The sequence below is a fragment of the Enterococcus casseliflavus NBRC 100478 genome (assembly GCF_001544095.1).
GTDB lineage: Bacteria > Bacillota > Bacilli > Lactobacillales > Enterococcaceae > Enterococcus_D > Enterococcus_D casseliflavus.
The window spans coordinates 312,490-338,301 of sequence record NZ_BCPT01000001.1; the positions used below are offsets into that span (position 1 = coordinate 312,490).

General features: G+C 43.4%; 23 protein-coding genes. 5 read left to right on the forward strand and 18 right to left on the reverse strand.

The features are described from left to right. Positions 1-16: 16 nt before the first annotated feature. Both ECA1_RS01395 and ECA1_RS01400 read right to left on the reverse strand, forming a co-directional pair. Entirely contained in the window at positions 17-1,198 is a 1,182-nt protein-coding gene (locus ECA1_RS01395; RefSeq protein ID WP_005228027.1) for an AI-2E family transporter, read from the reverse strand. Between the two features lie 15 nt (positions 1,199-1,213). After that, complete coding sequence (locus ECA1_RS01400; protein WP_005228025.1) at positions 1,214-1,567, reverse strand: PTS glucitol/sorbitol transporter subunit IIA; 354 nt, start codon at positions 1,565-1,567, stop codon at positions 1,214-1,216. Positions 1,568-1,685: 118 nt separating this feature from the next. Between ECA1_RS01400 and ECA1_RS01405 the strand changes: the two genes are divergently transcribed. The 3 genes from ECA1_RS01405 to ECA1_RS17595 are packed head-to-tail and all read left to right on the forward strand — an operon-like array spanning position 1,686 to position 3,273. Further along, positions 1,686-2,708: a lactonase family protein gene (locus tag ECA1_RS01405; RefSeq protein WP_060791538.1), complete on the forward strand. Its 1,023-nt coding sequence runs from the start codon at positions 1,686-1,688 to the stop codon at positions 2,706-2,708. Between the two features lie 19 nt (positions 2,709-2,727). Next, the gene (locus ECA1_RS01410) at positions 2,728-3,078 is read left to right on the forward strand and encodes a hypothetical protein (RefSeq protein WP_005233740.1); all 351 of its coding nucleotides are present in this window, start codon (positions 2,728-2,730) and stop codon (positions 3,076-3,078) included. 33 nt (positions 3,079-3,111) lie between these two features. Continuing rightward, positions 3,112-3,273: a hypothetical protein gene (locus tag ECA1_RS17595; protein WP_086295756.1), complete on the forward strand. Its 162-nt coding sequence runs from the start codon at positions 3,112-3,114 to the stop codon at positions 3,271-3,273. A 43-nt stretch (positions 3,274-3,316) separates the two neighbouring features. On the opposite strand, the gene ECA1_RS01415 is transcribed toward ECA1_RS17595, so the two are convergent. The 11 genes from ECA1_RS01415 to ECA1_RS01465 form a co-directional block, all read right to left on the reverse strand. Continuing rightward, positions 3,317-4,864, reverse strand: a complete 1,548-nt coding sequence (locus ECA1_RS01415; protein WP_060791539.1) for a bifunctional metallophosphatase/5'-nucleotidase — start codon at positions 4,862-4,864, stop codon at positions 3,317-3,319. A gap of 176 nt (positions 4,865-5,040) precedes the next feature. Further along, positions 5,041-6,324, reverse strand: coding sequence for an ABC transporter substrate-binding protein (locus ECA1_RS01420; RefSeq protein WP_016609876.1), 1,284 nt, complete (start codon positions 6,322-6,324; stop codon positions 5,041-5,043). A 16-nt stretch (positions 6,325-6,340) separates the two neighbouring features. Continuing rightward, positions 6,341-7,633: an MBL fold metallo-hydrolase gene (locus ECA1_RS01425; protein ID WP_060791540.1), complete on the reverse strand. Its 1,293-nt coding sequence runs from the start codon at positions 7,631-7,633 to the stop codon at positions 6,341-6,343. Then, positions 7,617-8,435 (reverse strand): carbohydrate ABC transporter permease, encoded by an 819-nt coding sequence (locus ECA1_RS01430; protein WP_005228015.1) that lies wholly within the window; start codon positions 8,433-8,435, stop codon positions 7,617-7,619. The genes ECA1_RS01425 and ECA1_RS01430 overlap by 17 nt, the downstream gene beginning before the upstream one ends. Before the next feature lie 4 nt (positions 8,436-8,439). Next, on the reverse strand, positions 8,440-9,321 hold the full coding sequence (locus ECA1_RS01435; protein WP_060791541.1) for a carbohydrate ABC transporter permease: 882 nt from the start codon (positions 9,319-9,321) through the stop codon (positions 8,440-8,442). Next, complete coding sequence (locus ECA1_RS01440; RefSeq protein ID WP_060791542.1) at positions 9,321-10,394, reverse strand: ABC transporter ATP-binding protein; 1,074 nt, start codon at positions 10,392-10,394, stop codon at positions 9,321-9,323. The genes ECA1_RS01435 and ECA1_RS01440 overlap by 1 nt, the downstream gene beginning before the upstream one ends. 470 nt (positions 10,395-10,864) lie before the next feature. Beyond that, complete coding sequence (gene abc-f / locus ECA1_RS01445; RefSeq protein WP_060791543.1) at positions 10,865-12,367, reverse strand: ribosomal protection-like ABC-F family protein; 1,503 nt, start codon at positions 12,365-12,367, stop codon at positions 10,865-10,867. A gap of 495 nt (positions 12,368-12,862) precedes the next feature. Beyond that, positions 12,863-13,291: a hypothetical protein gene (locus ECA1_RS01450; RefSeq protein ID WP_005228008.1), complete on the reverse strand. Its 429-nt coding sequence runs from the start codon at positions 13,289-13,291 to the stop codon at positions 12,863-12,865. 170 nt (positions 13,292-13,461) lie between these two features. Then, positions 13,462-16,140 (reverse strand): cation-translocating P-type ATPase, encoded by a 2,679-nt coding sequence (locus ECA1_RS01455; RefSeq protein ID WP_016609880.1) that lies wholly within the window; start codon positions 16,138-16,140, stop codon positions 13,462-13,464. A 262-nt stretch (positions 16,141-16,402) separates the two neighbouring features. Next, positions 16,403-18,409, reverse strand: coding sequence for a methionine--tRNA ligase (metG, locus tag ECA1_RS01460; protein WP_005228005.1), 2,007 nt, complete (start codon positions 18,407-18,409; stop codon positions 16,403-16,405). Between the two features lie 327 nt (positions 18,410-18,736). Then, positions 18,737-19,087, reverse strand: coding sequence for an immunoglobulin-like domain-containing protein (locus tag ECA1_RS01465; protein WP_228077329.1), 351 nt, complete (start codon positions 19,085-19,087; stop codon positions 18,737-18,739). Positions 19,088-19,431: 344 nt separating this feature from the next. Between ECA1_RS01465 and ECA1_RS01470 the strand changes: the two genes are divergently transcribed. Then, complete coding sequence (locus ECA1_RS01470) at positions 19,432-19,707, forward strand: hypothetical protein (RefSeq protein ID WP_005228003.1); 276 nt, start codon at positions 19,432-19,434, stop codon at positions 19,705-19,707. 50 nt (positions 19,708-19,757) lie between these two features. Continuing rightward, positions 19,758-20,588 carry an NUDIX domain-containing protein gene (locus ECA1_RS01475; RefSeq protein ID WP_005228002.1) on the forward strand — a complete coding sequence of 277 codons (831 nt, stop codon included), beginning with the start codon at positions 19,758-19,760 and terminating at the stop codon, positions 20,586-20,588. Positions 20,589-20,733: 145 nt separating this feature from the next. On the opposite strand, the gene ECA1_RS01480 is transcribed toward ECA1_RS01475, so the two are convergent. From ECA1_RS01480 to opp3b, 5 genes are read right to left on the reverse strand one after another with little or no spacing between them, the layout of a single operon-like run. Next, the gene (locus ECA1_RS01480) at positions 20,734-21,732 is read right to left on the reverse strand and encodes an RNA-guided endonuclease TnpB family protein (protein ID WP_016609882.1); all 999 of its coding nucleotides are present in this window, start codon (positions 21,730-21,732) and stop codon (positions 20,734-20,736) included. Between the two features lie 30 nt (positions 21,733-21,762). Continuing rightward, positions 21,763-22,701: an ABC transporter ATP-binding protein gene (locus ECA1_RS01485; protein WP_005227998.1), complete on the reverse strand. Its 939-nt coding sequence runs from the start codon at positions 22,699-22,701 to the stop codon at positions 21,763-21,765. A 14-nt stretch (positions 22,702-22,715) separates the two neighbouring features. Continuing rightward, positions 22,716-23,768: an ABC transporter ATP-binding protein gene (locus ECA1_RS01490; protein WP_216593164.1), complete on the reverse strand. Its 1,053-nt coding sequence runs from the start codon at positions 23,766-23,768 to the stop codon at positions 22,716-22,718. Continuing rightward, positions 23,768-24,811, reverse strand: a complete 1,044-nt coding sequence (locus tag ECA1_RS01495) for an ABC transporter permease (RefSeq protein WP_005227994.1) — start codon at positions 24,809-24,811, stop codon at positions 23,768-23,770. Before ECA1_RS01495 ends, ECA1_RS01490 begins: the two co-directional genes overlap by 1 nt. Then, the gene (gene opp3b / locus ECA1_RS01500; protein ID WP_005227991.1) at positions 24,811-25,752 is read right to left on the reverse strand and encodes an oligopeptide ABC transporter permease; all 942 of its coding nucleotides are present in this window, start codon (positions 25,750-25,752) and stop codon (positions 24,811-24,813) included. The genes ECA1_RS01495 and opp3b overlap by 1 nt, the downstream gene beginning before the upstream one ends. Positions 25,753-25,812 lie beyond the last annotated feature (60 nt).

Genomic DNA, 25,812 nt, shown 5'->3' on the forward strand with positions numbered 1-25,812 from the left:
TTTACACTCGAAGCTGCTACACTTCTGGGGTGTCCTCTGGTGGCGCTTCGGGGATCGGTTCTTCCTCTTCATACAAGGAGGAAACCCGCGTATACCATTCAAACACATGGGTAATGACCACTTTAGCTGCCGCATACACAGGAATCCCTAAAATGACCCCAACAAGGCCAAACAGTTTTCCTGAAGTCAAGAGGACTAACAGGATCGTGACAGGATGAATCGACAACTCGTTTCCTAGAACTAATGGCGAAATCAAGCGGCCTTCAATGGTCTGCTCAATGACAAAGACGATCAGCACTTGGATCAGTAACACGGGTCCACCGACGATTCCTAAAAAGACCGCAGGGATCATGGCCAAAAAAGATCCTAAATAAGGGATCAAATTTAGAAATCCCGCTGCAATCCCCAGTGTGATGGCATAATCTAAGCCAATGATACTAAACCCGATCATAAACATCACTGCGACCGCAAACGCCACCGTCAGTTGTCCCCGAATATAGGAGGATACTTGATCGTTCATCTCTTTTAAGACGACCAGTGATGGCTGGCGCATTTTGGTTGGCAGAAATTTAACAAAATAAGGGGCTAGTTTACGGCCATCTTTCAGTAGGTAGAACAAAATAAATGGCATGGTAATGACCGCTAAAACGATCGTTGCAACGGCGCCGAAGAAACTGCCTAGATTTTGAATCGTGCTGCGGGAAAGGTTTTGGACGATATCCGTCAAAGAAGAAATCAACTTCTCATTGGAGGCTTCGATCTGCTCTTGGACTTGTGAGAAGATTGGATCAGAGAGGATCTCATTCACCTTATTCTCGATGATCGTCAAGTAGCCTGGCAAATTATCCGCAAAGCTCATGGATTGCTCTTGGATCTTAGGGATGATCACCACCACACCCCAGACGATCAGACCAACCACTAAAATAAAGAGACCGAAAATACTGTAGATTCGTTTGATTCCCTTGCGTTCTAAGTAGTCGACGGTGGGGTTCATCAAGTAATACAAGATCCCCGCCAAAATGATTGGCAATCCGACGATGGCTAAAAATTGCCAGACGGGTTCAAACAAATACGACACTTTCGTAAAGAGCAGCAAAATCAAGAGAATCAATAAAATGACCAGCAAGCTGGTCACTGCTTGATTGTTTAAAAACCATTTCCAAAACCAGGAATGCGGCTTTTTCTGCGTTTCTTTCATGACATTCTTTGCCTCCTAGTCGTACGTCACCTGCATGCCGACTTCTAGTTTCGGCAGAACAGTTGGCGTTAAATAAATCGCACTTGAAAGCTGATCTTCAGCCGGCACTTCGTCAAAGACAAAGGTCACATGCTGGATCGTTTGCAGGATTTGGTTTACGACCGTCCCTACATATTGGACTTGATAGGTCTGATCACCAAAAGTGATCTGGTCCCCTTTTGTGACGACTAACGCTTGCGAATCTGGAATCGTTTGAATGACTGAATATTCTCGCAGTGTGTCGGTCGCTTCTTCACCAAAAAAGATGATCATTCTTTCTTGCGAATCGATCGCTTGTGGACCGATTTCTTTGATCGTCCCTTTTTTCATATGACAAACTCCCCTTTCTATCTTCTTGTTTATTATAACATAAAGAGTTTTTCTACCCGCCCAAAACCGCATTCTATGGTAGAATTAAATAGGAATGAAACTATTAGGAGGTTTTTTTATGTTGCAAACGATTTATTTAGGTACGTACACTCGTCGCGAAAGTAAAGGGATCTATTCGATCGCTTTAGATACGGAAAAAGGAACACTGACCGATTTGACCTTATGCGCGGAAGAAAAAAGTCCGACTTATCTTGCCCGCAGTAAAAAAGAAGCAGTTTACAGCGTCACAGAAGTAGATGGCAACGGCGGCGCAGCTGCTTATACCCCAGACTTTACCTTGCTGAATACCGCAACGGAAGAAGGCGCACCACTTTGCTATGTAGCAGTTGATGAAACCCGTCAGCTTTTATATGGTGCCAACTACCATAAAGGTGAAGTGAATGTTTATAAAATTCTAGAGGATGGCAGCATCGAAGCAACGGACAGCATCTACCATGATGAACCCGTCGGCTCTCATGAAAACCAAGACAAACCTCATGTCCACTATACTGACTTAACACCAGACCAACGTTTAGCAGTTTGTGACCTTGGAACAGACCGGGTATATACTTATGATATTTCAGAAGATGGCAAACTGACAGAAGTTTCCGTTTACGTGGCAGAAGACGGAACTGGTCCACGTCATTTGGTCTTCCATCCAAATAACCAATACGCTTACTTAGTGGGCGAATTAGACAGCTCATTGACTGTTTTACGCTACAATGAAGCAGATGGCAGTTTTGAGAAAATCCAAAAGGTGCCAACGATCCCTGCGGACTTTACGGATTTCAACAGTGGCGCTGCGGTACGTATCTCGAACGATGGCCGTTTTGTTTACAGCTCAAATCGCGGCCATAATTCAATCGCTGTTTTTGAAGTAACCGATGAAGGCGCTGGCCTGACTTTTGTTCAATCAATCTCGACTGAAGGCGACTTCCCTCGCGATTTCGATTTGGACCCGACAAACGATTATCTCGTTTGTGCCAACCAAAATTCTGATAACCTAACGTTATACAAACGCGATGAAGCCACTGGCAAATTGACTGTCTTAGAAAAAGACATCTACGCACCAGAATGTGTCTGCGTCTTATTCAAAAAATAAAGTTTTGGAGGATTCCCCCATGTTTGATAAAACACCAAAGGAACTTGTGCTCAAAGATTTTTCTAATATCTACAATAAATGTCAATCAACCTTTGAACTAGTGACGAGCCGCAAATACAATGAATCATTGGTCCTATTAACGACTGCAGAAACGTATGCGATCGCTGAAAAAGCCTATATTCGCTGCGATACTGCCAAAGAGCTGCAAACAGCGGAAGTCATTGCTTTCTTTGATGCTTTTGAGATCTATTATTTTGAATTAAAACAAGTCCTTTTTCATGATGACGATGATTTTGTTTCTTTAAAAAATCGTTTAGAAAAAATGAAAGACACTTACGAAGCATTGACAGCCTCATTTCATTTGTTATGATGAAATCAAATCAAATGTGAAAAAGGTGACGTTATGAACCAAGAACAAGTGTTGGATCGTTTACGAGAAGAATTGACCATGCCGTTTTTCGAAGCAAAACTAGAAGACAAAGAGTATTCCGAAGAAGACTATCAACAAGTCAAAGCGGATTTGGTAAAATACTTTGATGACTATGTACGCAATGTAGAAAATTAAGAAGCAGCCTGCGATGATTCCTTCATCGCAGGCTGTTTTACTGTTATAACGTCACTAGAAAGTTTTGATTCGTCGTAGCTTCGATTTGAGGATGCTGTTTTAAATAGTCAGCAATCAGTTCCGTCATATCGACTTGAATCTCACGAACGATTTTTTCGGCAGAAAACATGGCGTAGTTGCCGCCACCTACTGCACGGTATTGGTTAATGACGATCTCTAATTCTTGATCCATCGCAATGGCTTTTTCTTCAAAGTCCAAGCGGGTGATTCGCTGACCGACGGGTTGACTAAGATCGATCGTATACTCGATGCCTTCATACATATCGTAGTTATAATATTGCGGTTTTGGCTCAATAAAAGCAGGATTGAAGACGATCTGACCGTCAACAACGGCTAAATAATCCGCCGTTTGTTCTAAAGCGGCTTTTAATTCGGCACCTGTTATTTTGACTACAGCTAACGTATTTGGGTAAATATAATTAGTGATCACATCTCGCATCGTGATGGTTGCGCCAAAGCCTTTGCCCTCATTGTTGAAAAGAGCAGTACCAGAAATTTTGGCACCGCTGGCAGCCATCTGAACACGATTGATAAATTCAATATAAGGGTGCTCTTTCAAGCGTGCCCCCATCGGATCGGTGATTCGCATATCCCCACTGACTTTGCCTAACGGCTGATCTAGCCAGGTTTGTAATTCTTCTTCGATGGGTGCTAACAAAGCCAACGTCTCTTGATCTGGGACAGCATCTGCAACAGGGATCAACGCAGCCGTACTGTTTGTGACATGAACCCCTGTCTGATTTTTTTCAACCGTCAATTCGATGGCGCCGATAAAGCTTCCACGATAACCGGGCTGTACAACGGAGACACCATTGATTTTTGTGGCGATCTCACGGTGCTGGTGTCCTGTGAAGAACGCATCGATTCCTGAGACTTCCTGCAATAATTGATAGCCCTCATTTTCGCCGGTCAATAATTCGGTCGGTTCTCCAGTGACTAAATCACGCTCGAAGCCGCCATGGTAGCTGACGACAACGATATCGGCTTTTTCTCTTAAGTAAGGCACATAGTTTTTCGCTGTCTCAACGATGCTGACAAACTGCATCCCTCGAATCGTCGCAGGCTGTTCCCAATGAGGAATATATGGCGTCACCATTCCTAAAATCGCGATCTTTACCCCTTCTTTTTCAATGATGGTGTAGGCTTGGCCAAAGAATGGTTCTCCCGCTTCATTTAAAATATTCGCTGCAAGCACCGGCGTTTCGTAGCTGGCGATCGCTTCTTGCAAATAAGGCAGACCGTAGTTGAACTCATGATTGCCTAAAACATGGACATCAACGTCTAGGTGGTTGACGACAGCGGTCAATGCGGCAACGGAGTGCTGGCTTTTGGCGATGTAATAGCTTAAGGGCGAGCCTTGGATAAAGTCGCCATTTTCGATCGTTACGACCGGCCCGGAGGCTGCTTGGCGCAGTTCTTTCATTTTGGTGGCAACTTTTGCCACGCCGAATCCTTGTTCCGTGTCATCGGCAAAATTGGTTGGATAGACATAGCCATGCATATCGCTCGTTTCTAAAAACGTGATTTTCATTCAAAAGACTCCTTTTCCCCTCAATAGACCAAAAGGGCATGCGCATAAGTCGAAAACCCTCGAAAGCCAGCATTTTCTGCTTCCTTGTGTCTTCAAACCTTATGGCACAAACCCTTTTGTCTTTCATTCTCAGGTGTTTCCCTGATTATACCCTATTTTGACGAAGAAATTCAGAATTATTGGTTCCAAGCATCTTCTAATTGTGGTTTCGCGTTTTCAATCAATTGATCGACATCTTGATCTGTATTAGACAAAATGTTTTCCATGATTGAACGCATTTCATTGTAAGCAGGATCAGCATTTTCAATCACTGGGATCGAGAACAATTCTTTGGTTGCATCTTCTAATTTGGCAGCGACTTTTGTTTCAGGATTGTTTTTGTATTCATCGCTTTCCAAAACAGATTCAACAACTGGCATGTAGCCGGTATCGATCGCCCATGTTTTTTGCGCTTCTGGCGAAGTTAAGTATTTCATGTATTCAAAAGCAGCGGTGCGTTGCTCTGGTGTTGCGCTGTTGAACATATACAAGTCAGTTCCTTGTTGCAAGTTGATTGGTTCTGGACGAGCTGCTACGTCATATTCAAATTTGCCTTCGGTATCTTTTTTAACAAAGCCTTCCCCTGCGATTGAGCCGACATACATTGCGATTTGCTCGTTGGCAAATGGACCAGACAAGTATTTGTCAGAACCAGCGATTCGGAAGTAGCCGTCTTTAACACCATCTAGGTAGTAGTTGATGACTTCTTTTGATTCATCGCTGTCTAATTGCAAGTCTTTGTCAAAATCAACGCCTTGATTTTTCATTGCGATGGCATAGTAGTTGTTTAATGAGTCAAAACCAGCACCTACGACTTCACCGTTTGATTTTTCATAGATTTCTTGAGAAGCTTCTTTTAATTCTTCAAGGTTTGTTGGTACGTCAATACCATACTCGTCTAACATGTCTGCATTGTAAAACAGCATTTCTGTAGATTTGTTGAAAGGAATCCCGTATTGCACGCCGTCGATTTGTGCACCATCTAAAAGGGCACTGCGGATCTCTTCTTGGTCACCCCAACCGATAGTATCATCGTTGATGTATTCGCCAAGGTCAACTAGCATGTCATCTTGGGCAGCATTCCATAACCAACCAGGATATGCTTGGGTGATAGTTGGCAGATCTTTTGGTGAAGGCAAGGTTGAATTCACCTTTGCTTGCAAATCAGGATAGCTTGATTGGTTTTGCAATTCGATCTTGATGTTTGGATTTTCGTCCATGAATTGCTCGGTCAATTTCGTCAATGATTCTTCTTGCGCACCATTCATTGCATGCCAAAAGGTGACAGTCGTATCTTCGCTTAGCTCTGTAACGATTTCATCACTTTCCGTAGAACCAGATGAATCGTTGTTGTTTCCACAAGCCCCTAATACCAATGTCGCGGCTGCAGCTGCTGCAAATGCAAGTTTCTTTGTTTTCATTTTTTCCTCTCCTCTATCACTCTAAAATAATTTTTTCACCGCGTTGCGGCAATATTCTTTCACCATACGGATTCACCAGATTTTCTGGTTTCAGCGTATGGATTGGAACCAATCGTTGGGGCTCGATCCATGCAATGATCTGATCTAAATCAGCTGGTTTCGCATGTCCCGAGTTTGGCAAACGGACAAATTCGATGTCCAGTGCTGCCAATTGATCCAAAAAGACTTGATAAGCTGGATCAAAATCGCCTAACGGCTGCGCATCACTGTGAATATACAAACCACCCGTCTGCAAGTTTTCAAAATGCGCGACTGCTTGCCAAAGGTACTGGCTCGTGTCGGCACATAATGCCTGATAAGAAATGGCGAAGGCTGGATCGAGCGTCGCTGGTACTTGATCATCGATCGTATAGAACGGTACATCTTTATTGAAAATTTCTTTCAACAAAGCAGCTTGCTTCGCCTCTAAAACAACCGTCCGCGGCGCGGCTTCAACAAGCGCCATAAAGCGCTCGACATTGGCTGGATAGCCATTGAAAGTAATTTGTCGTTGGGGATTTTCTTTGACCAGACGCACGAAGGTCTCGATCAATTCTGTTTCACTTTCCACTGTGATCGCTTTGGGGTCCGGTTCTCTTTCTGGAAAGCTGATGCTGACCCCTTCCATCATCAATAGATCCGTGTGTTTGGCTAACTGACAGAATTCTTTGGTACGCTCTGGATGATAGCCATGCAAACGCAAATCACCGGTATAAGCGATAAAATGATCTGGCGTGCGAATCAACAAAGCTGCCGCACCGTACGCATCATGATCGACTGGAATGATCTCGACTTTGATTTCCCCGACCCGAATCACATCATGGGGTTCTAAGCCGATCAATTCACGGACAAAGCTTTTTTCTTCATGAGGAACGGGCAGCAAGAAGTCCCCTTTTTGATTCAACACTTCGAGGATCGCTTTGGTTTCCTTCAAGGTGTACATAGGAATATTTGGGTCTAAAAAGTTGATCATCTTGGAATGATCCAGATGGGCGTGGGAAAGAAAAACTGCTGTTTCTTGGTATTCTTTCGTTTCGCTTCCTTGGTACGTGTAGTCTAAGCGTGGATCGTAGACATTTTTCAGTTCTGGTATCCAGCGATGCGCAACTAACGTTTGTAATTCTTCATCTGGTAAGGGTGTTTCTGGATGATACTCCGAACCGAAGTCAAAAAAGATATGGGCATCTTTGTACGCAACTTCGATGACGGTCCCTCCAATCGTTAAGATCCCGCTATGAAAGGTAATCGTCGTTTTATCCTTTGATGCCATCTTTAGCCACTCCTTTGATAATTTCTTTTCTAAAGATCAAGTAAATGATCAGAATTGGAATGACGGTCAAGGTCGCTGCCGCCATCTGTAAATGAACATCGCTGCCGCTTTCTGTGGTAAAGGCAGCCAACCCATTATTTAAGAGGCGGTATTTTTTCTCATTGGTTACTAGCAACGGCCATAAGAAGGAATTCCAGCTAGAGATGAAAGTCAAGATCCCGACTGTCACTAAGGCTGGTTTTGACATGGGGATCAAAATCCGCCGAATGTAAGCCAAATCGCTAGCACCGTCGATTTTGGCCGCTTTGTAAAAGGTATTGGAAATACTTTGCAAATAACCATTTAAATAATAGATGTAAAAAATACTGGTCAGAAAGGGAATGATCAACGCACTATACGTATTCAATAAGCCCATTCGCGCAATCGTATTGTAATTGGTGAAAATGATCGATTCATAAGGAACCATCAATAACGAGATCATCAATCCGATAACTAACCGTTTGTATTTGAATTCAAGACTAGTCAATGCAAAGGCAGCTAGAATCGCAGTGATCAGCGTCGCGATAGTCGTCACCGCGGAAACGAAGACCGTATTAAAGAAGTAGCGTAAAAACGGTGCTCGGGTAAAAACTTCCCCGTAGTTGCTCCACTGGAAAGACTCTGGCATGATCGTCGGTGGAATACTGGTTGCTTCACTGTAGGTCATTAGACCAGCTAAAATCATATAGACAAAGGGAAACAGCGTGATCACTGCTAAAATTGCTAAAAACAGCATCGAAACAATCGTGACAATTTTTTTCATTCGTTTATTCGCCCACTTTCTTCAAAAGTTTATTTTGGATAAAGGTGACGAGCAAAATAATGATGAACAAGATCACGGTTGCCGCCATTGCAATCCCCGGACGTCCGGCGATATGGAATTTGTCATAAATATAAAAGACTGCCGTGGTTGCACTGCGGGCGATCCCTGGCTGGCCGCCAAACAAGGCATATACTTGGGTATAGACTTTAAAGGCACTGATCAGATTGACCGTCAACAAGAAAGCAAAGGTTGGGATCAATTGCGGAAAGGTGATTTTCCGAAAAATCTCGCCATCGGTGGCGCCAAACATTTTTGCGATTTTGTAGTGTTCTTTGTCGATGTTGCGCATTCCTGCCAACAAGATAATAATGTTGAAGGCGAGGCTCGTCCAAACGCCAAAGATGATCAAGGTCGTCATACTCATATTGACATTATCTAGCCAGTTGACTGGCGCAATGCCGACAAGACCTAGTAGATAATTAATGATCCCGTAAGAGCCGTTGAAAAAGTAACGAAACACGATCCCGATGGCAATCGTACTTGTGACATAAGGCATAAAGAAGATCGTTTCAAAAAAACTTTTGTATTTGACTTTTTCAAAAATGATCCAAGCAATCGCTAATGAGAGAACCAGCGAGATCGGCACGACCGCAAAAGCAAACAGCGCTGTGTTTTGCAGTGCTCGAAAGAATACGGGGTCCGTTAAAACCCTTTGATAGTTCTCAAGCCCAGCATACTGTTGGTTAATCAAGGTTCCTTTTTGGAAACTCATGATGAAGGAACGAAACAGCGGATATACACTGAATAAGAAAATAATGACCAATGAAGGCAGTAAAAACAGCCACGCCTTTGGTTGATTCTCAGGGTTATAATTTTTTTTGAACATTAGTAGACCCGCTCTCCTTTTTCATCAAAGATAAAGGCTTTTTTGTAATGAAAATCAAATGACACTTGCGCGCCTTCTTCAATGATCTCTTCAATACTAACGATCGATTTCATATGTTTTGCAGCCAGATCAAAGTTCAAGATTCGTTCTCGTCCGATCAGCTCTACACTCTTGATTTCTGTTTGGAACAAACCTGCTTGCAAGGTGGTCAGCACATCTTCTGGACGAATACCTAACGTATATTGGCCGTCTGTCAATGGTTTTTTGAAGCGAATGTCAGTAAAGCGGTCAACCGGGATCGTAAACGCTGGATGGATCATTTGGCCCTCTTTGACTTCTACTGGCAAGATGTTGATGATTGGATTACCAATAAATTTCGCTACGAAAAGATTGTTTGGTTCTAAGTAAAGGTTTTGCGGATCATCATTTTGCTGAATGATCCCCTCGTTCATCAAAATGATCTTATCACTGATAGAAAGAGCTTCTTCCTGGTCATGAGTCACGAAGATCGTGGTGATGCCTACTTCTTTGACTAATCGACGGATCTCTTCACGGATCTTCAAGCGCAAACGGGCATCTAAGTTACTTAATGGTTCATCTAGCAGTAAGACTTCTGGACTTTGCACCAAGGCACGCGTGATCGCTACCCGTTGCTGCTGTCCGCCAGAAAGGGTTCCTGGTTTTTTCTGACTTAATTCTTCAATATTGGTCAGTTTCATGAACTTTTCAGCAATTTTCTGCGCTTCGTTTTTCTTGATCTTTTTCTCTCCGACTGTCAGTGGAAACATGACATTTTCTAACACAGTCATATGGGGATAAAGGGCATAATTCTGAAAAACAAACCCGATATTGCGGTCTTTTGGCTCCGTCTTAACAACGGAAGAACCATTAAAGCGGATATCGCCATCGGTGGGACTCAACAACCCCGCGATCAAATTCAATATCGTCGATTTCCCACAACCACTTGGTCCCAACAAACAAACCAAATCGCCTTTTTCTATTGTAAAATCTACTGCTTTCAAGGCTTCAAACTTATTATCGAAAACCTTCTTCAACCCGACTACTTCTATCAAAACTGCCCCTCCATTTTCTCTTTTTCCTCCGAATAGTTGACTGGCATTTCAAGTCACAAAAAAAACGAACTCTTGATGTTTCGGTCAAACGCTCAAAGAAATTCGATTTTAATCATAACAAACGAATGTTTTTATTCGATACCATTATTGTAAATGTTTTGTAAAAACCAATGGGAATTATGAAAGAATTTTTAATTAATTTACCTTTTAATGAGAAAACGATGAGTGACTCAAAGGGAAATCTACCCGCTAATCCCGAACATTTCTTCAATTTTCGAAAATTTTCATGAAAAAATGAATGAATTTTATCAAATATACGTAGCTGTGTATAATAACACTATTTTTACACTTCTTTTTTATCAAAAAACACCTTATTAATTGTTTATTAAAAAAGCCAGTATTTCTCTGATTAAAATAACAAAAAAAAGGCGTTTTTTCCAAAGAAAACAATCGTCCTTTTTTTCCTTCAGTTATTCGACTTCATCGATCGTTAGCGTCAGCAATTTCGTTGAAACTTGCTCAAGAAAATAACGGTCGTGTTCAATGATCAGCATAGAAGGCTCCACCAAATGAATCACTTCCTCTAATTGCTTCTGATTGAAGACGTCCAAATAATTTAGCGGTTCATCCCAGATAAACAATTCTGCTGGTGTTGCTAATGATTTGGCTAGTTCCACGCGTTTACGCTGCCCCATGCTCATTTGCTGGATCGGCGTTTGAAAGACAGCTCTTTCCAAGCCAAGCTTTTTTAAGTTATTTAGCAGATCTTGATAATTCAAGCCATGCTCTTGGGCAAATTCTGTCAGCATCCCACAGTTGTCCTCGTAGTTTTGTCGGACATAACTGATGGTGATCCCATGGGCTGTTTTGATCGTCCCTGACTGCTGTCCATCGAAAGTACCTAAAATACTCGCAATCAAACTGGACTTGCCAGATCCGTTGGCCCCTTGAATCCCCAAGCGCTCTTTTTGACGGATCGCAAACGTCAGCGGTTTAAACAAAGGCTGCTCATAGCCAAGCTGAAAATGCTCTGCTTCCAGCAACACATCATGATGGCTAACAAGCGGAGTCATTTTCAGAGGATCAATCCACTCAATGTCTTTTAACAACGCAGACTTGTCTTGAATTTGATCTTCCATCCGTTTAACGATCGCTTTCGAGCGCTTCATGGTCCGTGCCGCTCGGGCACCGATCGCCCCCGTATCATAGATTGCCCCGCTGCCTTTTTTGGTCGGCGACCCTAATTTGTCCCGTTCGCGTCCTCGGGACCACTCCGCTTTCTCGGCTGCCGTCTGCTTCAAACGACCGATTTCTTTTTTCAACTTGCTGTTTTGTTCTTGCTCATACGCATCTTTTTGCTGCTTTTGCAGCTCATAGACTGAATAATTCCCTTTGTACAGCACCAAGCGGCTTTTTTCGATCGCCAATACATGATCGACGACTTCATCGACAAACTGTCGATCATGGCTCACAACGATAAACCCGGTTTTTTGCTGCAAATAGCGGGCAACATGTTCGCGAGCGGTCACATCCAAATGGTTGGTCGGTTCATCGATCAAAGGAAAATTCTCTTCATCAACGAACAACCGCGCCAATAGGACTTTCGTTTGCTCGCCGCCAGATAAAGTGGCAAAGGGCCGCCAAAGCACTTCTGGATCAAGTTGTAGCAGGTTCAATTCCCGTTCCAAACGCCACTGTTCAAATTCGCCAGATTCCTGTAAAACAAAAAGCGTCAGTTGCTGATCGTCAGAGACGGTTAAGGGAAAATAAACGAATTGCTGCTCATGGGTGATCGAGCCGCTATAAGGCAATTCATTGAGCAGCAAACGCAGCAAGGTCGTTTTGCCGCGACCATTTCTGCCAATCAACCCTAATTTCCATTGTGTATCAAGGTTCAAGTTGGCATCCTCAAAAAGCAACCGTTCTTGGCTGTCAAAGCCAAAAGTTAAATGATTAATACTGATATTCGACATAAATATACCTCGTCTCTATTCACGGAATAGAGTAGACCTAAAGTTATTTTCAGAATCAGTTTTTAGAGGTACACAAAAAGATCCCCCATCGAAAAAGTCAACCAATCCTGAAAATCTGCAGACTATCCCCTTGGAGGAACAGTTTCATGCAGCTTTCAACAAATTGGTTAATTTTTCAATGGAGGATCCCTCATTTCGTTTAATAGTGCCCTAAGTATAGCATTGATCGGCAAAAAAGCGCAAGTTCAGTACCCCCTGCTGCTTTTCCTTTATATTTTATTCACAAACTAAACCCGTTATCGCTGGAAACGTTACATTAAAAAACACTTGAAACACAAAAAAACCATCAGGTTGGTTAGTCCTGATGGCAAAAGGAGTAAAATGAAAAATAAAAAGGTTGTTGGTTGTGAATTCATTATACCTCCGATAAAAAAACTTTACATGTGAAAAACATAACAGTTAAATTAAATAACTCTTGTTTAACTTGAATGTTTATCATTTTTTTAACAATAAAGCCGTCATCCGTTGGATGGCAAAAGAAATTTCGTCCGTTGCTTCATCTTGTTTGGCTTCTGCCGCATCAAATGCTTCTTGGTCGATTTTGTTATCCAGACTCAAAATCATCTCATCACAGCCAGCAACATATTTCATATACGCCCGTTCGAATTTTTTATGGATCCCCATCACATTCGCTGGGGGACGCAATTTGCTGATTTTTTCCAGCATCAAGCGGTATTTGTCCGTGCCTTCTTTAAAAATTCTGGTAATCTCAGCTAGCCGCTCAGGTGTTACCTCGGCTTCTTTCTTCTCGTCGATCGCTTTGCGGATCTCTTCATAATTGGGATTCATTTTCTCCCCGATCGCTTCTGTTTCTTTGACAAGATCGTTGATTGTTTGTACATAAAAACCTAAGTTTGGTCGCACAGTGGGTCCCCTACTTTCTTTGTTATTATCTCCTATTTTACCGTTTCTTACTGCAAATGAAAAGGTCAAGTAACAGCCGCAGGGTTTATCGAAAATAAGCCAGCAAAAAAGGCCTGCTGCCCAGGGAGAAGGACAGCAGACCATTGATTGTTTTTCCGTTTATTTTTGGCTCATTTGCGTCCCATTGCTCGTTGGATCGCTTTGACGATCTCAACGACTGGAATGATCGCAAAGGAGGCGCCTAAAACGATGCCCCATTGATACAAGTCAAGGTGTGCAACACGGAAGATATCATTTAATCCTGGCACGATGAAGATCACCAGCATCAACGCAAAGGACAACAGGATCGCCCAGTTGAAGGCTTTGTTTCTAAATGCCCCTACTTTAAAGAGCGACTGATGGATCGATTTGACGTTGAAGGCATGGAACAACTGCATCAATCCTAACGTGGCAAAGGCCATCGTTAAGGCATCGGCATGGATCGCATCGTACGTATTGTGAACGGGCCATTGGATCGCTGACCAATAAACGAACAGCACGGTTGCCGCTTCTAAGATCCCTTGGTAGATGATACTGCTCATCACACCACCAGAGAAGAAGTTGGAACTGCGTCCCCGCGGTGCATGTTTCATTAGATCTTTTTCAGCAGGCTCCATTCCTAAAGCAATTGCTGGGAAGGTATCCGTTACTAGGTTGATCCAAAGCAAGTGGATCGGCAATAGCGAGTCCCAACCCCACAAAGTTGCTAAGAACAAGGTCAAAACTTCCCCTAGGTTAGCGGCTAGCAAGTATTGAATCGCTTTTTGAATATTGGAGAAGACTTTTCGTCCTTCTTCCACTGCTACGACGATCGTAGCGAAGTTGTCATCTGCTAGGACCATATCGGAAGCACCTTTAGAAACTTCGGTACCTGTGATCCCCATGCCGACACCAATATCGGCTTGCTTCAGTGATGGTGCATCGTTGACCCCGTCACCAGTCATGGCAACGACTTTGCCTTCTTGTTGCCAAGCTTTGACGATCCGAACTTTATGTTCCGGTGATACCCGTGCATAGACTGAGTAGTTCGCTACCTTTTGGGCAAACTCTTCTTCGCTCATTTTATTGAGTTCAGCGCCAGTCAAGACGGCATCATCATCGCCCGGTTTGATAATCCCTAAACGTCCCGCAATGGCTTCAGCTGTATCGCGGTGGTCTCCGGTGATCATGATTGGACGAATCCCAGCTTCTTTGGCTAAACGTACCGCATCGGCTGCTTCTGCCCGTTCTGGGTCGATCATTCCGACTAAGCCAGCAAAGACCAAATCATTTTCGACGATTTCTGATTCTAAGTTTTCTGGCACTTGGTCTACATATTTGTAGGCCATCCCCAATACCCGCAGTGCTTGTTTCGCCATATCGGTATTGTTGAATAAGATTTTTTCTTTTTCTTCATTGGTCATCGGCAGCTCTTGGCCGTCCAATAGTACTTTTGAGGTTCTGCCCAGCAAGACATCTGGTGCGCCTTTGACAGCAACTAAATAGCGACCGTCTTCTTGTTGGTGGATCGTACTCATAAGTTTTCGGTCAGAATCAAATGGCAGATCTGCTACCCGTGGTTCTTGATTGACAAGATCCCGCACATGGAATCCTTGATCCATCCCGAATTGCACCAATGCGGTCTCGGTCGGATCACCGATCAAGTTGCCTTCTTCACCAAATTTTGTATCATTGGCAAAGTTCATGACTTTTAATGCCATGTTGTCTAACGGAATATCTTCTGAAGCAGCATGTTGCTTGTCATTGACATACAATTTTTCCACAGTCATTTGATTCAAGGTCAACGTACCAGTTTTATCAGAAGCGATAATATCGGTTGCCCCAAGGGTTTCAACCGCTGGTAATTTACGGATCACTGCATTTCGTTTCGCCATTACTTGCGTACCTAAGGCTAAGATGATCGTTACGATCGCTGGTAGCCCTTCTGGGATCGCCGCTACTGCTAATGAGATCGACGTCAATAGCATGTCGACCCATGAGGTATTGTTAAAGATCGTTCCAACAAAGAACATGACCACTGCAATGATAATGATGGCGATCGTCAGGAATTTTCCTAGTTCATTTAAGTTACGCTTCAACGGTGTTTCGGTTTCTTGGGCGCTAGCCAGCATGCCAGCGATTTTCCCAACTTCAGTTCCCATCCCTGTATTGACCACGACCCCTTTTCCGCGGCCATAGGTCACATTACTGTTTGAGTACGCCATATTGACGCGATCGCCGATCCCGACATCCGTCCCTTCGATGACGGTCAATTCTTTTTCGACTGGTACGGACTCACCGGTCAAAGCAGCTTCTTCAATTTTTAAAGAACTTGCTTCTAAAAGGCGTAAATCTGCCGGTACGACATCGCCAGCTTCTAACAGGACAATATCCCCCGGCACCAATTCATCGCTCTTGATGGTGACGGTATGACCATTACGCAACACATTGGCATTTGGTGTAGACATTTCTCTTAGTGCTTCGATCGCCTGCTCCGCCTTCGCCTCTTGAACGACACCCATGATCGCGTTGATAATGACAACTGCTAAAATAATAATTGAGTCCACGACTTCATGGGAAACGACTGCTGAGATAATCGCCGCCGCTAGCAAAACGATGATCATCAAATCTTTGAATTGTTCAAAGAATTTTTGTACCATCGATTTCTTTTTGCCTTCTTCTAATTCGTTGGGACCATACTCAGATAAGCGTTTTTGTGCTTCATCGTTCGTTAATCCATTGGCATCTGTTTGCATTTCTTCCAGAACATGCTGCGCTTCTTGCGCATAAAACGCCTGCGATAGCTGTTCCTTTTTGTTTTCTTCTGACATGTTTCTCCTCCTTTTATATTTACTCTTCCTTTATTGTACATGATATGAAAAAAAATAGACTTATGTATGCACTGTGTAAGCATACATAAGTCTCACTGTTTAAGACAGCACCAGAAATTTCTTTCAGGATGGTGATACTGCCGCAGATGAAATCCGCCAATTACTCCCTCATGTTCATGTCAATAACCTACATTATACAAAAACTTTTCAGGTCTGGCAATTTTATTTTTGCTGAAACTAGCAGAAGGATTTCTCCTAAGAATCAGGCGATGATCGAGCCGTTTGGCATGCCTTTTGGTGCTTCCACGATTTGCAGACGACCGTCATTGTCTTCTGCTGAAAGGATCATTCCTTGGCTGACTTGTCCCCGCATTTTCCGCGGTTTCAAGTTAGCAACGATCACGACTTTTTTACCGATCAAATCTTGCGGTTCTGGATAAAATTCAGCGATCCCCGATAAAATTTGACGATCTTGATCATCTCCCGCAGCTAAGCGGAATTGCAGCAACTTGTCGGCGCCTTTGACTTTTTGACAGTCAACGACTTCTGCCACTTTTAATTCGATCTTGTCGAAGTCTTCGTATTTGATCTCGGCTTTTTCGGATTGCAATGTGGTTTCTTCTGGATTCCATTTGACTGTTTCTTCTGGACTTTGCGTCCCTTCAGCCATTTTCTTTTGGATGTAGGCTACTTCTGTTTCAAGTTCCAAACGAGGGAAAATCGGTGTGCCTTTGGCAACGACTTTCGTGCCGCTTGGAAATTCACCAAAGCGTAAATCTTTCAGATCCATGGCAACAGAAGCCAGTCCTAATTGTTGGAAAATATTGGCTGGTGTTTCTGTCATCACCGGTTGCAATAAGATCGCAACGATGCGTAAGCTTTCCGCTAAATGAACCATTACACTGTTTAATTCAGCACGCTTTTCTTCTTCTTTGGCTAATACCCATGGTTGAGTTTCGTCAATGTATTTGTTGGCACGGGAGATCAATGTCCAAACTTCTGACAATGCCGTACTGAATTCCATTTTATCCATGGCTTCATGGTAACGACCAACCACATTGGCCGCAGTCGTTGACAGCTCGCTATCAAAAGGCGTCACTTTTGAGGCATAATCTGGGACTAAGCCATCACAATATTTATTGATCATAGCGATCGTCCGATTCAACAGGTTGCCTAAGTCATTGGCTAGATCGTAGTTCAAACGAGAAACGAAATCTTCTGGTGTAAATACACCATCGCTACCAAAAGGAACCGCCCGTAATAGATAATAACGCAACGCATCTAAACTGTAGCGCTCCACTAACATTTCTGGATAAACGACATTGCCTTTAGATTTCGACATCTTGCCGTCTTTCATCATCAACCAGCCATGACCAAAGATTTTTTTCGGCAATGGCAAGTCTAATGCCATCAGCATGATTGGCCAATAGATTGTATGGAAACGCACGATTTCTTTCCCAACCATATGCACGTCAGCTGGCCAGTATTTTTGGAACAAGGAATCGTCGTCTGAGCCATAGCCTAATGCCGTAATATAGTTGGATAACGCATCGATCCACACATACACCACGTGTTCAGGGCTAGCAGTGACTGGGATGCCCCATTTAAAGGTCGTTCTGGAAACAGCCAGGTCTTCTAAGCCTGGTTTGATGAAATTATTCAGCATTTCATTTTTACGTGATTCTGGTTGAATGAACTCTGGGTGCTCATCATAGTATTCAACCAAACGATCGGCGTATTTGCTCATGCGGAAGAAATAAGAAGATTCCTTCACCAATTCTACCTCATGACCGCTTGGCGCTTTGCCGCCGATGACTTTGCCCTCTTCATCTCGATAAACTTCTGCTAATTGCGTTTCAGTAAAGTATTCTTCATCAGAAACGGAATACCACCCTTCATATTCACCAAGATAGATATCTCCTTGATCAAGCAATTGCTGGAAGATTTTTTGAACGGCTTTTTTATGGTAATCATCCGTTGTGCGGATAAATTTATCGTAACTGATGTCTAGTGTGTTCCATAGTTTCTTGACGTCAGCTGCCATTTTGTCGACGTATTCTTGCGGATCTACGCCAAGTTCTTCTGCTTTTTTCTCGATTTTTTGACCGTGCTCATCGACACCCGTCAAATAAAAGACATCAAAGCCCATCAATCGTTTGTATCGTGCTACCGCATCACAAGCGATCGTCGTGTAAGAATTCCCGATATGTAGCTTGCCGCTTGGATAATAAATTGGCGTCGTAATATAGAATGTTTCTTTTTCAGCCATGGACGCAAGTCCTCCTTTTCACTAGTAAAGTGTATACTTAGGTAGTATACAGTTCGCAACCCAAAAATGCTATAATTTTAATCAAAAAAGCGGATAACCTAAGACCTTTTTCCATGGTCTACAAGGAACAAAGGAATCGTTTTGGTCCTTAACACGCAGCAAATAAAGCAGCAGATTTGAGCATTTCTTTTCTACTAGTTATCATAGCGCAGATAGCCGTTCACTTCAATGTTCTAGGGGAAGAATCTTGCTTAGATAGAAAGGGTGCTAGTGAGGGAGTTGCTTCTTTTTCTGATCGTTTTGTGTCTTCCAAGCGGCAACTAGCGATTATTCGATCATAAATTCTATCATCAGCGTTTGTGGTCCCTCTTCTTCAATGGTCACTTCTTTGATCAAGCGATAGGTTCCTTTCGACAAGGTGCCAAAATACTCCGACCAATTGATTAGTAAAGTTGTTTGACTGTGGGCAGAGGCATAAAGACCGATGTCTTGAAAAACCACGTCTTCTTTAAAAAGGAGTTCCCGCCATTCATCCCCCTCGAAAACATCCACTGCAAAATAGTTGTCATAGATCACCCTCTGATCGGAATGATTGTACAGTTTGAAGCGTCCGGAAGTTGCTGTGCTGGTTTCCACTTCCAGACGAAGGGTTGCTTGTTGAGGGAATGGGGGCCCCATAAACGTATCGGCAGGAATTCAATTGACACTTTGCCCAACCATCAAATCCGTTGGCTGCTCTTGCAGCTGACTGGAACGGGTACAGCCACTAATGATCAACAACAGCAATAGAAAAACGAGAAACTTGATCGTCTTCACCTTTTTTCCCCCTCTCGAAAGAATTCTCTGCGGCTCTCCTTCTTTCCTCTAGTATACCTATTTTCGTGCCTTTTCAGCAGCATTTCTAGTCATTTATTGCTTTTTTTGAGAAAAAGGATCTGAAAAAGCTTCTTACAGTCGCTCTTTGATAAACAGGTACTTCTTTTGCTATAATGAGGAAGACTTCACTTATAGAAAGGAACGCTATGACTCGAAAAAACAAACAGCATTTTTTGCTTTTAACTGTGCTTTCTGTGGGACACTTGCTTTTTTCAACCACAAGTTACCCCTTTTTGTTTGCGTACTTCAATAGCCATGATTATGCTGCGCTCTTTGCAACAGCGATGGCAGTCCTCCGTGTGCTTTTTTTGCTCTGGATCGCTCTTTGGGGCTATTCAGCACTCAAAGAACACCCGCCATCTTCTTGGCTTTATCTCGCATTATTTTTCCTTAATTTGATCGTTCCTTATTTTTTCCGTTAAGGAAAACCGTCGCGTTCAGCTACTTACTTTATCTAAGGCAGGAGAAACCAATGAAAGAATTTACCTCAAAATCAGCTGAAAAACACTACTATGAAAAAGAAGCGTCAGAAGCAGAGTTTCTTACATGGTATCAGGCGCAAGATCAGCCGAAATACGAGAAACCTTCCGTAACCGTCGATATGGTGTTGATGTGTTACAACAAAGAAGAGGAACAATTAAAAATTGCGCTGATCCAAAGAAAAGGCCACCCTTTCCGTAATTCTTGGGCATTGCCGGGAGGCTTCGTCAATCCCAATGAATCGACAGGGCAAAGTGTGATCCGTGAGACGCAAGAAGAGATCGGGGTCACCATCTCCAAGCAAAACATCGAACAGCTGCATACCTTCAGCACCCCAGATCGCGATCCTCGCGGTTGGGTGATCACCGTCAGCTATTTGGCTTTTATCGGTGAAGAACCCTTAAGTGCCGGTGACGATGCGAACCAAGTACGCTGGTTCTCTTTAGAAAGAAAAGCCAATCAAATTTATTTGACCAGCGGCGAGATCGAGATCATTCTTGACCTAGTGACTGGCGCCTCTGTTGGAAAAGATACGTTGGCTTTTGACCACAGCGCGATCATCCTCAAAGCTTTCAAACGGGTTGCCAACAAGATGGAGCACGAGCCACAAGTGCTGCTCGTGTTAGGCAAAGACTTTACGATCACGGAAGCCCGTAAAGTATTCGCCAAGTTTTTAGGGATCGATTTTAAAATGATCGATCATTCCAACTTTAAAAAATCCATGCTCCAATATTTTACGGAAGTTGGCGAAAAGCCCGTCGGTATCGGGCGTCCCTCAAAGATCTATCGCTTAAATGACGCATTTTTAGGTGACAAAATGTAAAAAAATACAACCCCCTGTCAGACCGTAGTTTGGCAGGGGGTTGCTGGTTAATCATAATTAGTGAACGTGGTTCCTAGAAACAAAAATCAGAAAGATTTTTTCTATACCCTAGGCGATCCCTGGCGTTCCTTCCAGTTCAAGCGGCTCAGCTGCTCATTTCGCCTGAGAGCCGTTCTAGCTTCTGTTGGTCTTGCGTATCCAACGTGACAAAACGCAGTTCTTTGCCGTACCACTGCGCTTTGTACTGGATTTTGCGAACGAATTGATGCCAATCACTGATGCTGTAATGACCAGCTTTTAAAACCGTATCTTCAGCGATTTGTTCCAAATAGATCGTATCGTACTGTTTTACGAGATGGTAGCTGACTTGATCGATGAATTCCCGCTTTTGACAGCAGTGAAAACGATAAAGGCGAGCGACCTTTCCTTTTAGCTTCTGATAATTTCGCGCCTGAGTCAAAAGGATTTTTTTCCGTTTGACCGCCGTAGCTTTCACCTGAAGTTTGCGTTCTGCTCGCGTCAGCTTTTGCTTCGTTTGGATAGCATGTTCACAGGTGATGGGGACTGGCTGGTTGGCTTTGACCAACTGCTGCGGATCATAAACAACAGCGACAGAGGCTTGCTGCTTCGGCAATGGCGGGATCTCTTCCAAACAAAGGATCGAGATGTAAAACTCTTCGTTGTTTTTTGCTGAGATCGTTGCCGATTTGATCTTCCCTTTGATCGCCCGATGCTTTTTTACGGGAACCAATGTTTTAAGCTTTGGCAGCTTGATTTGATCGTCTTCAAAATAAATGGTGTGCTGCTGATTATTGGTGGTATACGATTGCCAGATACTTTTTTTGGTTTTCATTTTTGGAAAGCCAGCCCGCTTTTGAAAGTAATTTCGAAACGCTCGGTCCAGATTCCGTTGTGCATTTGCCAATGCCAAACTATCGGTCTCCTTCAAAAAAGGATACTCCTTTTTTAGTTTGGCTGGCGTCAACCCTTGCTTTGCTTCATTGTTGGCCAGCTCCTCCATCTTTGCCTCCAGCAGTTGATTGTACGTAAAACGCACACAGCCGAAGGTTTCGATGAAAAACTGTTTTTGCTGTCCATTAGGATAGATCCGAAATTTGTATGCTTTTAAAACACCCAGTTTCATCTCCTCCTAACACTCCCTATACCTTTGACGCTAGTTCCCCTTTTTTTGTGCTAACTTTTCTTGATAGATCTTGGCTTCTTTTTTCGTGGCATAAACGAAATGTCCTGGTGCGATCTCTTCCATTGCTCGTTCTTGGTTATCGTTTGGTTCGCTGACGTATTTGATCCGCTTGCGTTGACGCTCATGGTCAGGATCTGGCAGCGGAATCGCTGATAAAAGACTTTCAGTATACGGATGGACCCCGTAATGATAGATTTCATCGCTGGTGCCTACTTCTAGCAGTTTGCCGTTGTGCATCACGCCGATCCGATCGCTGATGTGTTTGACCATCGATAAATCATGGGCGATAAACAAGTACGTCAATTTATGTTCTTCTTGCAGATCTTGCAGCAAGTTGACGACTTGGGCTTGGATCGAAACATCCAATGCCGAGATCGGTTCATCACAGATGATGAATTTTGGATCGACAGCTAACGCGCGGGCGATCCCGATCCGCTGACGTTGTCCACCTGAAAATTCATGAGGATAACGGGTCCCGTGACTTGGGTTTAGTCCGACGGTTCGCAAAAGTTCATCCACCCGATCATTGCGTTCTTTTTCATTTTTGGCTAATCCGTTGATATCGATCCCTTCGGCAATAATGTCCCGAACTTTCATCCGTGGATTCAAGGAAGCATAAGGATCTTGGAAGACCATTTGAACTTCTCGACGAAAATCAGCCAGTGGTTTCTTGCCTTTGATTTTCATAACATCTTGTCCATCAAAAAGAACTTCGCCTCCGGTAGGGTTATTCAAACGAATCACTGTCCGTCCAGTCGTCGATTTTCCGCTTCCGGATTCACCGACTAGACCAAAGGTTTCTCCTTCATAGATTTGGAAGGAGATATCATCGACGGCTTTGACTTCGTCTTTGCGGCCAACGTTAAAATATTGTTTGAGATTCTTTACTTCAAGTAAAACTTTTTCCAACCGTTTCTCCTCCTTTAGACAGATGCCTGAGTATTTTTTTCTTGGAATTTTTTCCAGCGAATCAAGATCTCATCCGGCGGAGTCACTTTCGGTGCTTGCGGCGCTAACAGCCAAGTGGCCGCTTTGTGCGTCGGTGAGACGTCAAAGAATGGCGGTTGCTGTTCAGCATCGATCTGCAAGGCAAATTCGTTCCGTGGATAAAAAGCATCGCCTGTTGGCGGATCTAACAAATCTGGAGGTGAACCAGGAATCGCGTACAAGCGATCGCCTGTTCCTTCTAACGTCGGCATCGAACCTAACAAGCCCCAGGTGTATGGATGTTGCGGGTTATAGAAGATTTCTTCTGCGGTCCCCACTTCGACGATTTTCCCACCGTACATCACGGCCACCCGATCCGCCACATTGGCAACGACCCCTAAGTCATGAGTAATGAAGACGATAGACGAATTGATTTTCTTCTGGATATCTTTTAATAACTCTAAGATTTGTGCTTGGATCGTTACATCCAATGCAGTCGTTGGTTCATCTGCAATCAAGATCTGCGGGTAACAGATCAACGCGATCGCAATGACGATCCGCTGCCGCTGACCACCTGAAAATTGATGCGGATAATTTTTCAAGCGTTTCTCAGCATTCGGGATGCCGACAAGGTTCAATAGTTCCAACGCTTGTCGCAAGCCTTCTTTTTTACTGATTTTGTTGTGCTTCATCAATGATTCTGCCACTTGCTTGCCAATCGGCATCGTTGGGTCCAAGGAAGTCATTGGATCTTGGAAAATCATGGCGATTTCCTTGCCACGGATTTTTTGCAGTTCTTTTTCGGATTTTTTTAAAATGTCCGTCCCATTGAAGAGGATCTGGCCATTATCGACATTGGCATTGCTGGCTAACAACCCCATGATACTGCGGGTCGTCACGGACTTTCCGCTCCCAGATTCGCCCACGATCGCCAAGGTTTCTCCTTTGTATAGATCGAAACTGACATCACGGATCGCTTGGACTTTCCCAGCAAAGGTGTCAAAAGAAATTTCTAAGTTTTTCACTTCTAAGACTTTTTTCATAGCAATCACTCTTTCATTTTCGGATCAAAGGCATCACGCAAACCGTCTGCCAGCAAGTTGAACCCAATCATAATCACAGACAAGGTCACAGCAGGTACCCACATTTGGTAAGGCAGGAACAAGAAGGTTTTGTAGCCATCGCTTAGTAACATCCCTAAAGATGCTGAAGGTGGTTTTAATCCTAGCCCAATAAAGCTTAGGAAGGCCTCGAAGAAAATCGCCGAGGGAATACTGAACATCATTTGTACGATGATCACGCTGGAAATATTCGGTAATACGTGTTTCATCGCAATCTTGAGGCGACTTTCACCCAGCGTCGTTGCGGCTAAAACGAATTCTTGATCTTTTAGTTTCATCGTTTGGGCCCGTACGATCCGCGCCATTGGAATCCAGTTAGTGATCGCCATTGCTGCCACGATCGAGAAGATCCCAGGTTCAAAAACCACCAGCATCAAGATCATTACCACTAAGTTGGGAATACCAGATAAGATTTCTAGGAAACGCTGCATCACATTATCGATCCGTCCACCTAAAAGACCAGAGATCAAGCCATAGGTTACACCAAAGATGATATCTAGCATCGCTGCGATAAACGCAATCAATAAGGAGATACGTGTCCCTACGAATAGACGACTCAATAAGTCACGACCTAATCCATCCGTTCCTAAAAGGAAATACGTCCCGTCAGGAACATTGGCAGCTGCATACTTATCTACTAGCTCGCCTCCCACCATCGCATAGCCGTTTAAGCCATTGATGTTGATACCGGGAATTTTCGGTGGCAGATTTGTAAAGGTTACATTTTGCGCGGTTGGATCATGTGGCGAGACAAAAATCGTAATGATTGAGATCGCGATAATGATCAGCAGCAAAATGATTGAGAAAACAGCGGCTTTGTTCTTTTTCAAACGACGCCATGAATCTTGGAAAAACGTTAATGAAGGGGTTGCGATCGCTTCACGCTCTTCATTGGTATTTTTTTGTAACGGTTGAAATTTGGCTGCATCGATGGCAGCAACATCATTTGCTGTGTAAGGTTTCTCTGCCATTAGCCACGACTCCCTTCTGAAACTCGGATCCGCGGATCAACGATTCCATATAAAATATCAACAACAAGAATAACAAAGACCAACATCGCGGAATAAAGAATTGTTACCGCCATGATCGTTGGATAGTCATTGGTCATGATTGATTTTACGAACTGTTCACCGATACCTGGGATCGCAAAAATATTTTCTACGACAAGAGAACCCGTCATCAAACCGACAGCTAGCGGTCCTAACAGCGTCAATAACGGAATCAAACTATTTCGCAAACCATGCTTGAAGGCAATTTCCCAGCGGCTCAACCCTTTTGCTCGTGCCAACTCGACATAATCACTATGCAGCACTTCCACCATCTCGGTTCGAATAAACCTGGCGGAATCCGCTAACGGCGACATCGCCAAGGCGACGGTCGGTAGGATCGTGCTGGCAAAGGTCTCCCACTTAGCAATCGGTAAGATCCCTAGTTTGATGGCAAAAATGTATTGCAGCAACACGGCAAAGACAAAGTTAGGGATCGAACGTCCTAAGATCGCCACTAAGGTAGACGTTGTATCGATCCAAGTATTTTGCTTCATCGCTGAGATCGTTCCTAAAATGATCCCAAAGAACGTACCAAAGATGATCGCTTGTAGTCCTAGTTGCAGTGAAGGTCCGATTCTTCCTGATAATAAATTCGCAACTGGCTGGTTTTTAAATTGGAAAGAGATCCCAAAGTCACCTTTTAGTAAATTGGTCAAATAAAGCCAATATTGGGTAATGATCGGTTTGTCCAATCCTGCTTGCTCATTTAGCAAGGCAATTTGTTCTGGACTTAATTTTTCAGCATTCGTATATGGTGTTCCTGGCAAAAATTGCATCAAGAAAAAGGTGATCGTGGCAATCAGCCATAATGTTAAGACCATGTAGAACACTCGTTTCAATAAATATTTCAAAAAGCTGTTCACGCAGTTTCCCCCTTAAGTATTTTGACTTCTATTCAATAATTATGTAAATTAACATAGTAC

Bases quoted from the DNA above. Each gene is read 5' to 3' on its own strand.
- ECA1_RS01395 (WP_005228027.1), bottom strand. From the start codon at position 1,198: ATGAAAGAAACGCAGAAAAAGCCGCATTCCTGGTTTTGGAAATGGTTT.
- ECA1_RS01400 (WP_005228025.1), bottom strand. From the start codon at position 1,567: ATGAAAAAAGGGACGATCAAAGAAATCGGTCCACAAGCGATCGATTCG.
- ECA1_RS01405 (WP_060791538.1), top strand. From the start codon at position 1,686: ATGTTGCAAACGATTTATTTAGGTACGTACACTCGTCGCGAAAGTAAA.
- ECA1_RS01410 (WP_005233740.1), top strand. From the start codon at position 2,728: ATGTTTGATAAAACACCAAAGGAACTTGTGCTCAAAGATTTTTCTAAT.
- ECA1_RS17595 (WP_086295756.1), top strand. From the start codon at position 3,112: ATGAACCAAGAACAAGTGTTGGATCGTTTACGAGAAGAATTGACCATG.
- ECA1_RS01415 (WP_060791539.1), bottom strand. From the start codon at position 4,864: ATGAAAATCACGTTTTTAGAAACGAGCGATATGCATGGCTATGTCTAT.
- ECA1_RS01420 (WP_016609876.1), bottom strand. From the start codon at position 6,324: ATGAAAACAAAGAAACTTGCATTTGCAGCAGCTGCAGCCGCGACATTG.
- ECA1_RS01425 (WP_060791540.1), bottom strand. From the start codon at position 7,633: ATGGCATCAAAGGATAAAACGACGATTACCTTTCATAGCGGGATCTTA.
- ECA1_RS01430 (WP_005228015.1), bottom strand. From the start codon at position 8,435: ATGAAAAAAATTGTCACGATTGTTTCGATGCTGTTTTTAGCAATTTTA.
- ECA1_RS01435 (WP_060791541.1), bottom strand. From the start codon at position 9,321: ATGTTCAAAAAAAATTATAACCCTGAGAATCAACCAAAGGCGTGGCTG.
- abc-f (WP_060791543.1), bottom strand. From the start codon at position 12,367: ATGTCGAATATCAGTATTAATCATTTAACTTTTGGCTTTGACAGCCAA.
- ECA1_RS01455 (WP_016609880.1), bottom strand. From the start codon at position 16,140: ATGTCAGAAGAAAACAAAAAGGAACAGCTATCGCAGGCGTTTTATGCG.
- metG (WP_005228005.1), bottom strand. From the start codon at position 18,409: ATGGCTGAAAAAGAAACATTCTATATTACGACGCCAATTTATTATCCA.
- ECA1_RS01465 (WP_228077329.1), bottom strand. From the start codon at position 19,087: ATGGGGCCCCCATTCCCTCAACAAGCAACCCTTCGTCTGGAAGTGGAA.
- ECA1_RS01470 (WP_005228003.1), top strand. From the start codon at position 19,432: ATGACTCGAAAAAACAAACAGCATTTTTTGCTTTTAACTGTGCTTTCT.
- ECA1_RS01475 (WP_005228002.1), top strand. From the start codon at position 19,758: ATGAAAGAATTTACCTCAAAATCAGCTGAAAAACACTACTATGAAAAA.
- ECA1_RS01480 (WP_016609882.1), bottom strand. From the start codon at position 21,732: ATGAAACTGGGTGTTTTAAAAGCATACAAATTTCGGATCTATCCTAAT.
- ECA1_RS01495 (WP_005227994.1), bottom strand. From the start codon at position 24,811: ATGGCAGAGAAACCTTACACAGCAAATGATGTTGCTGCCATCGATGCA.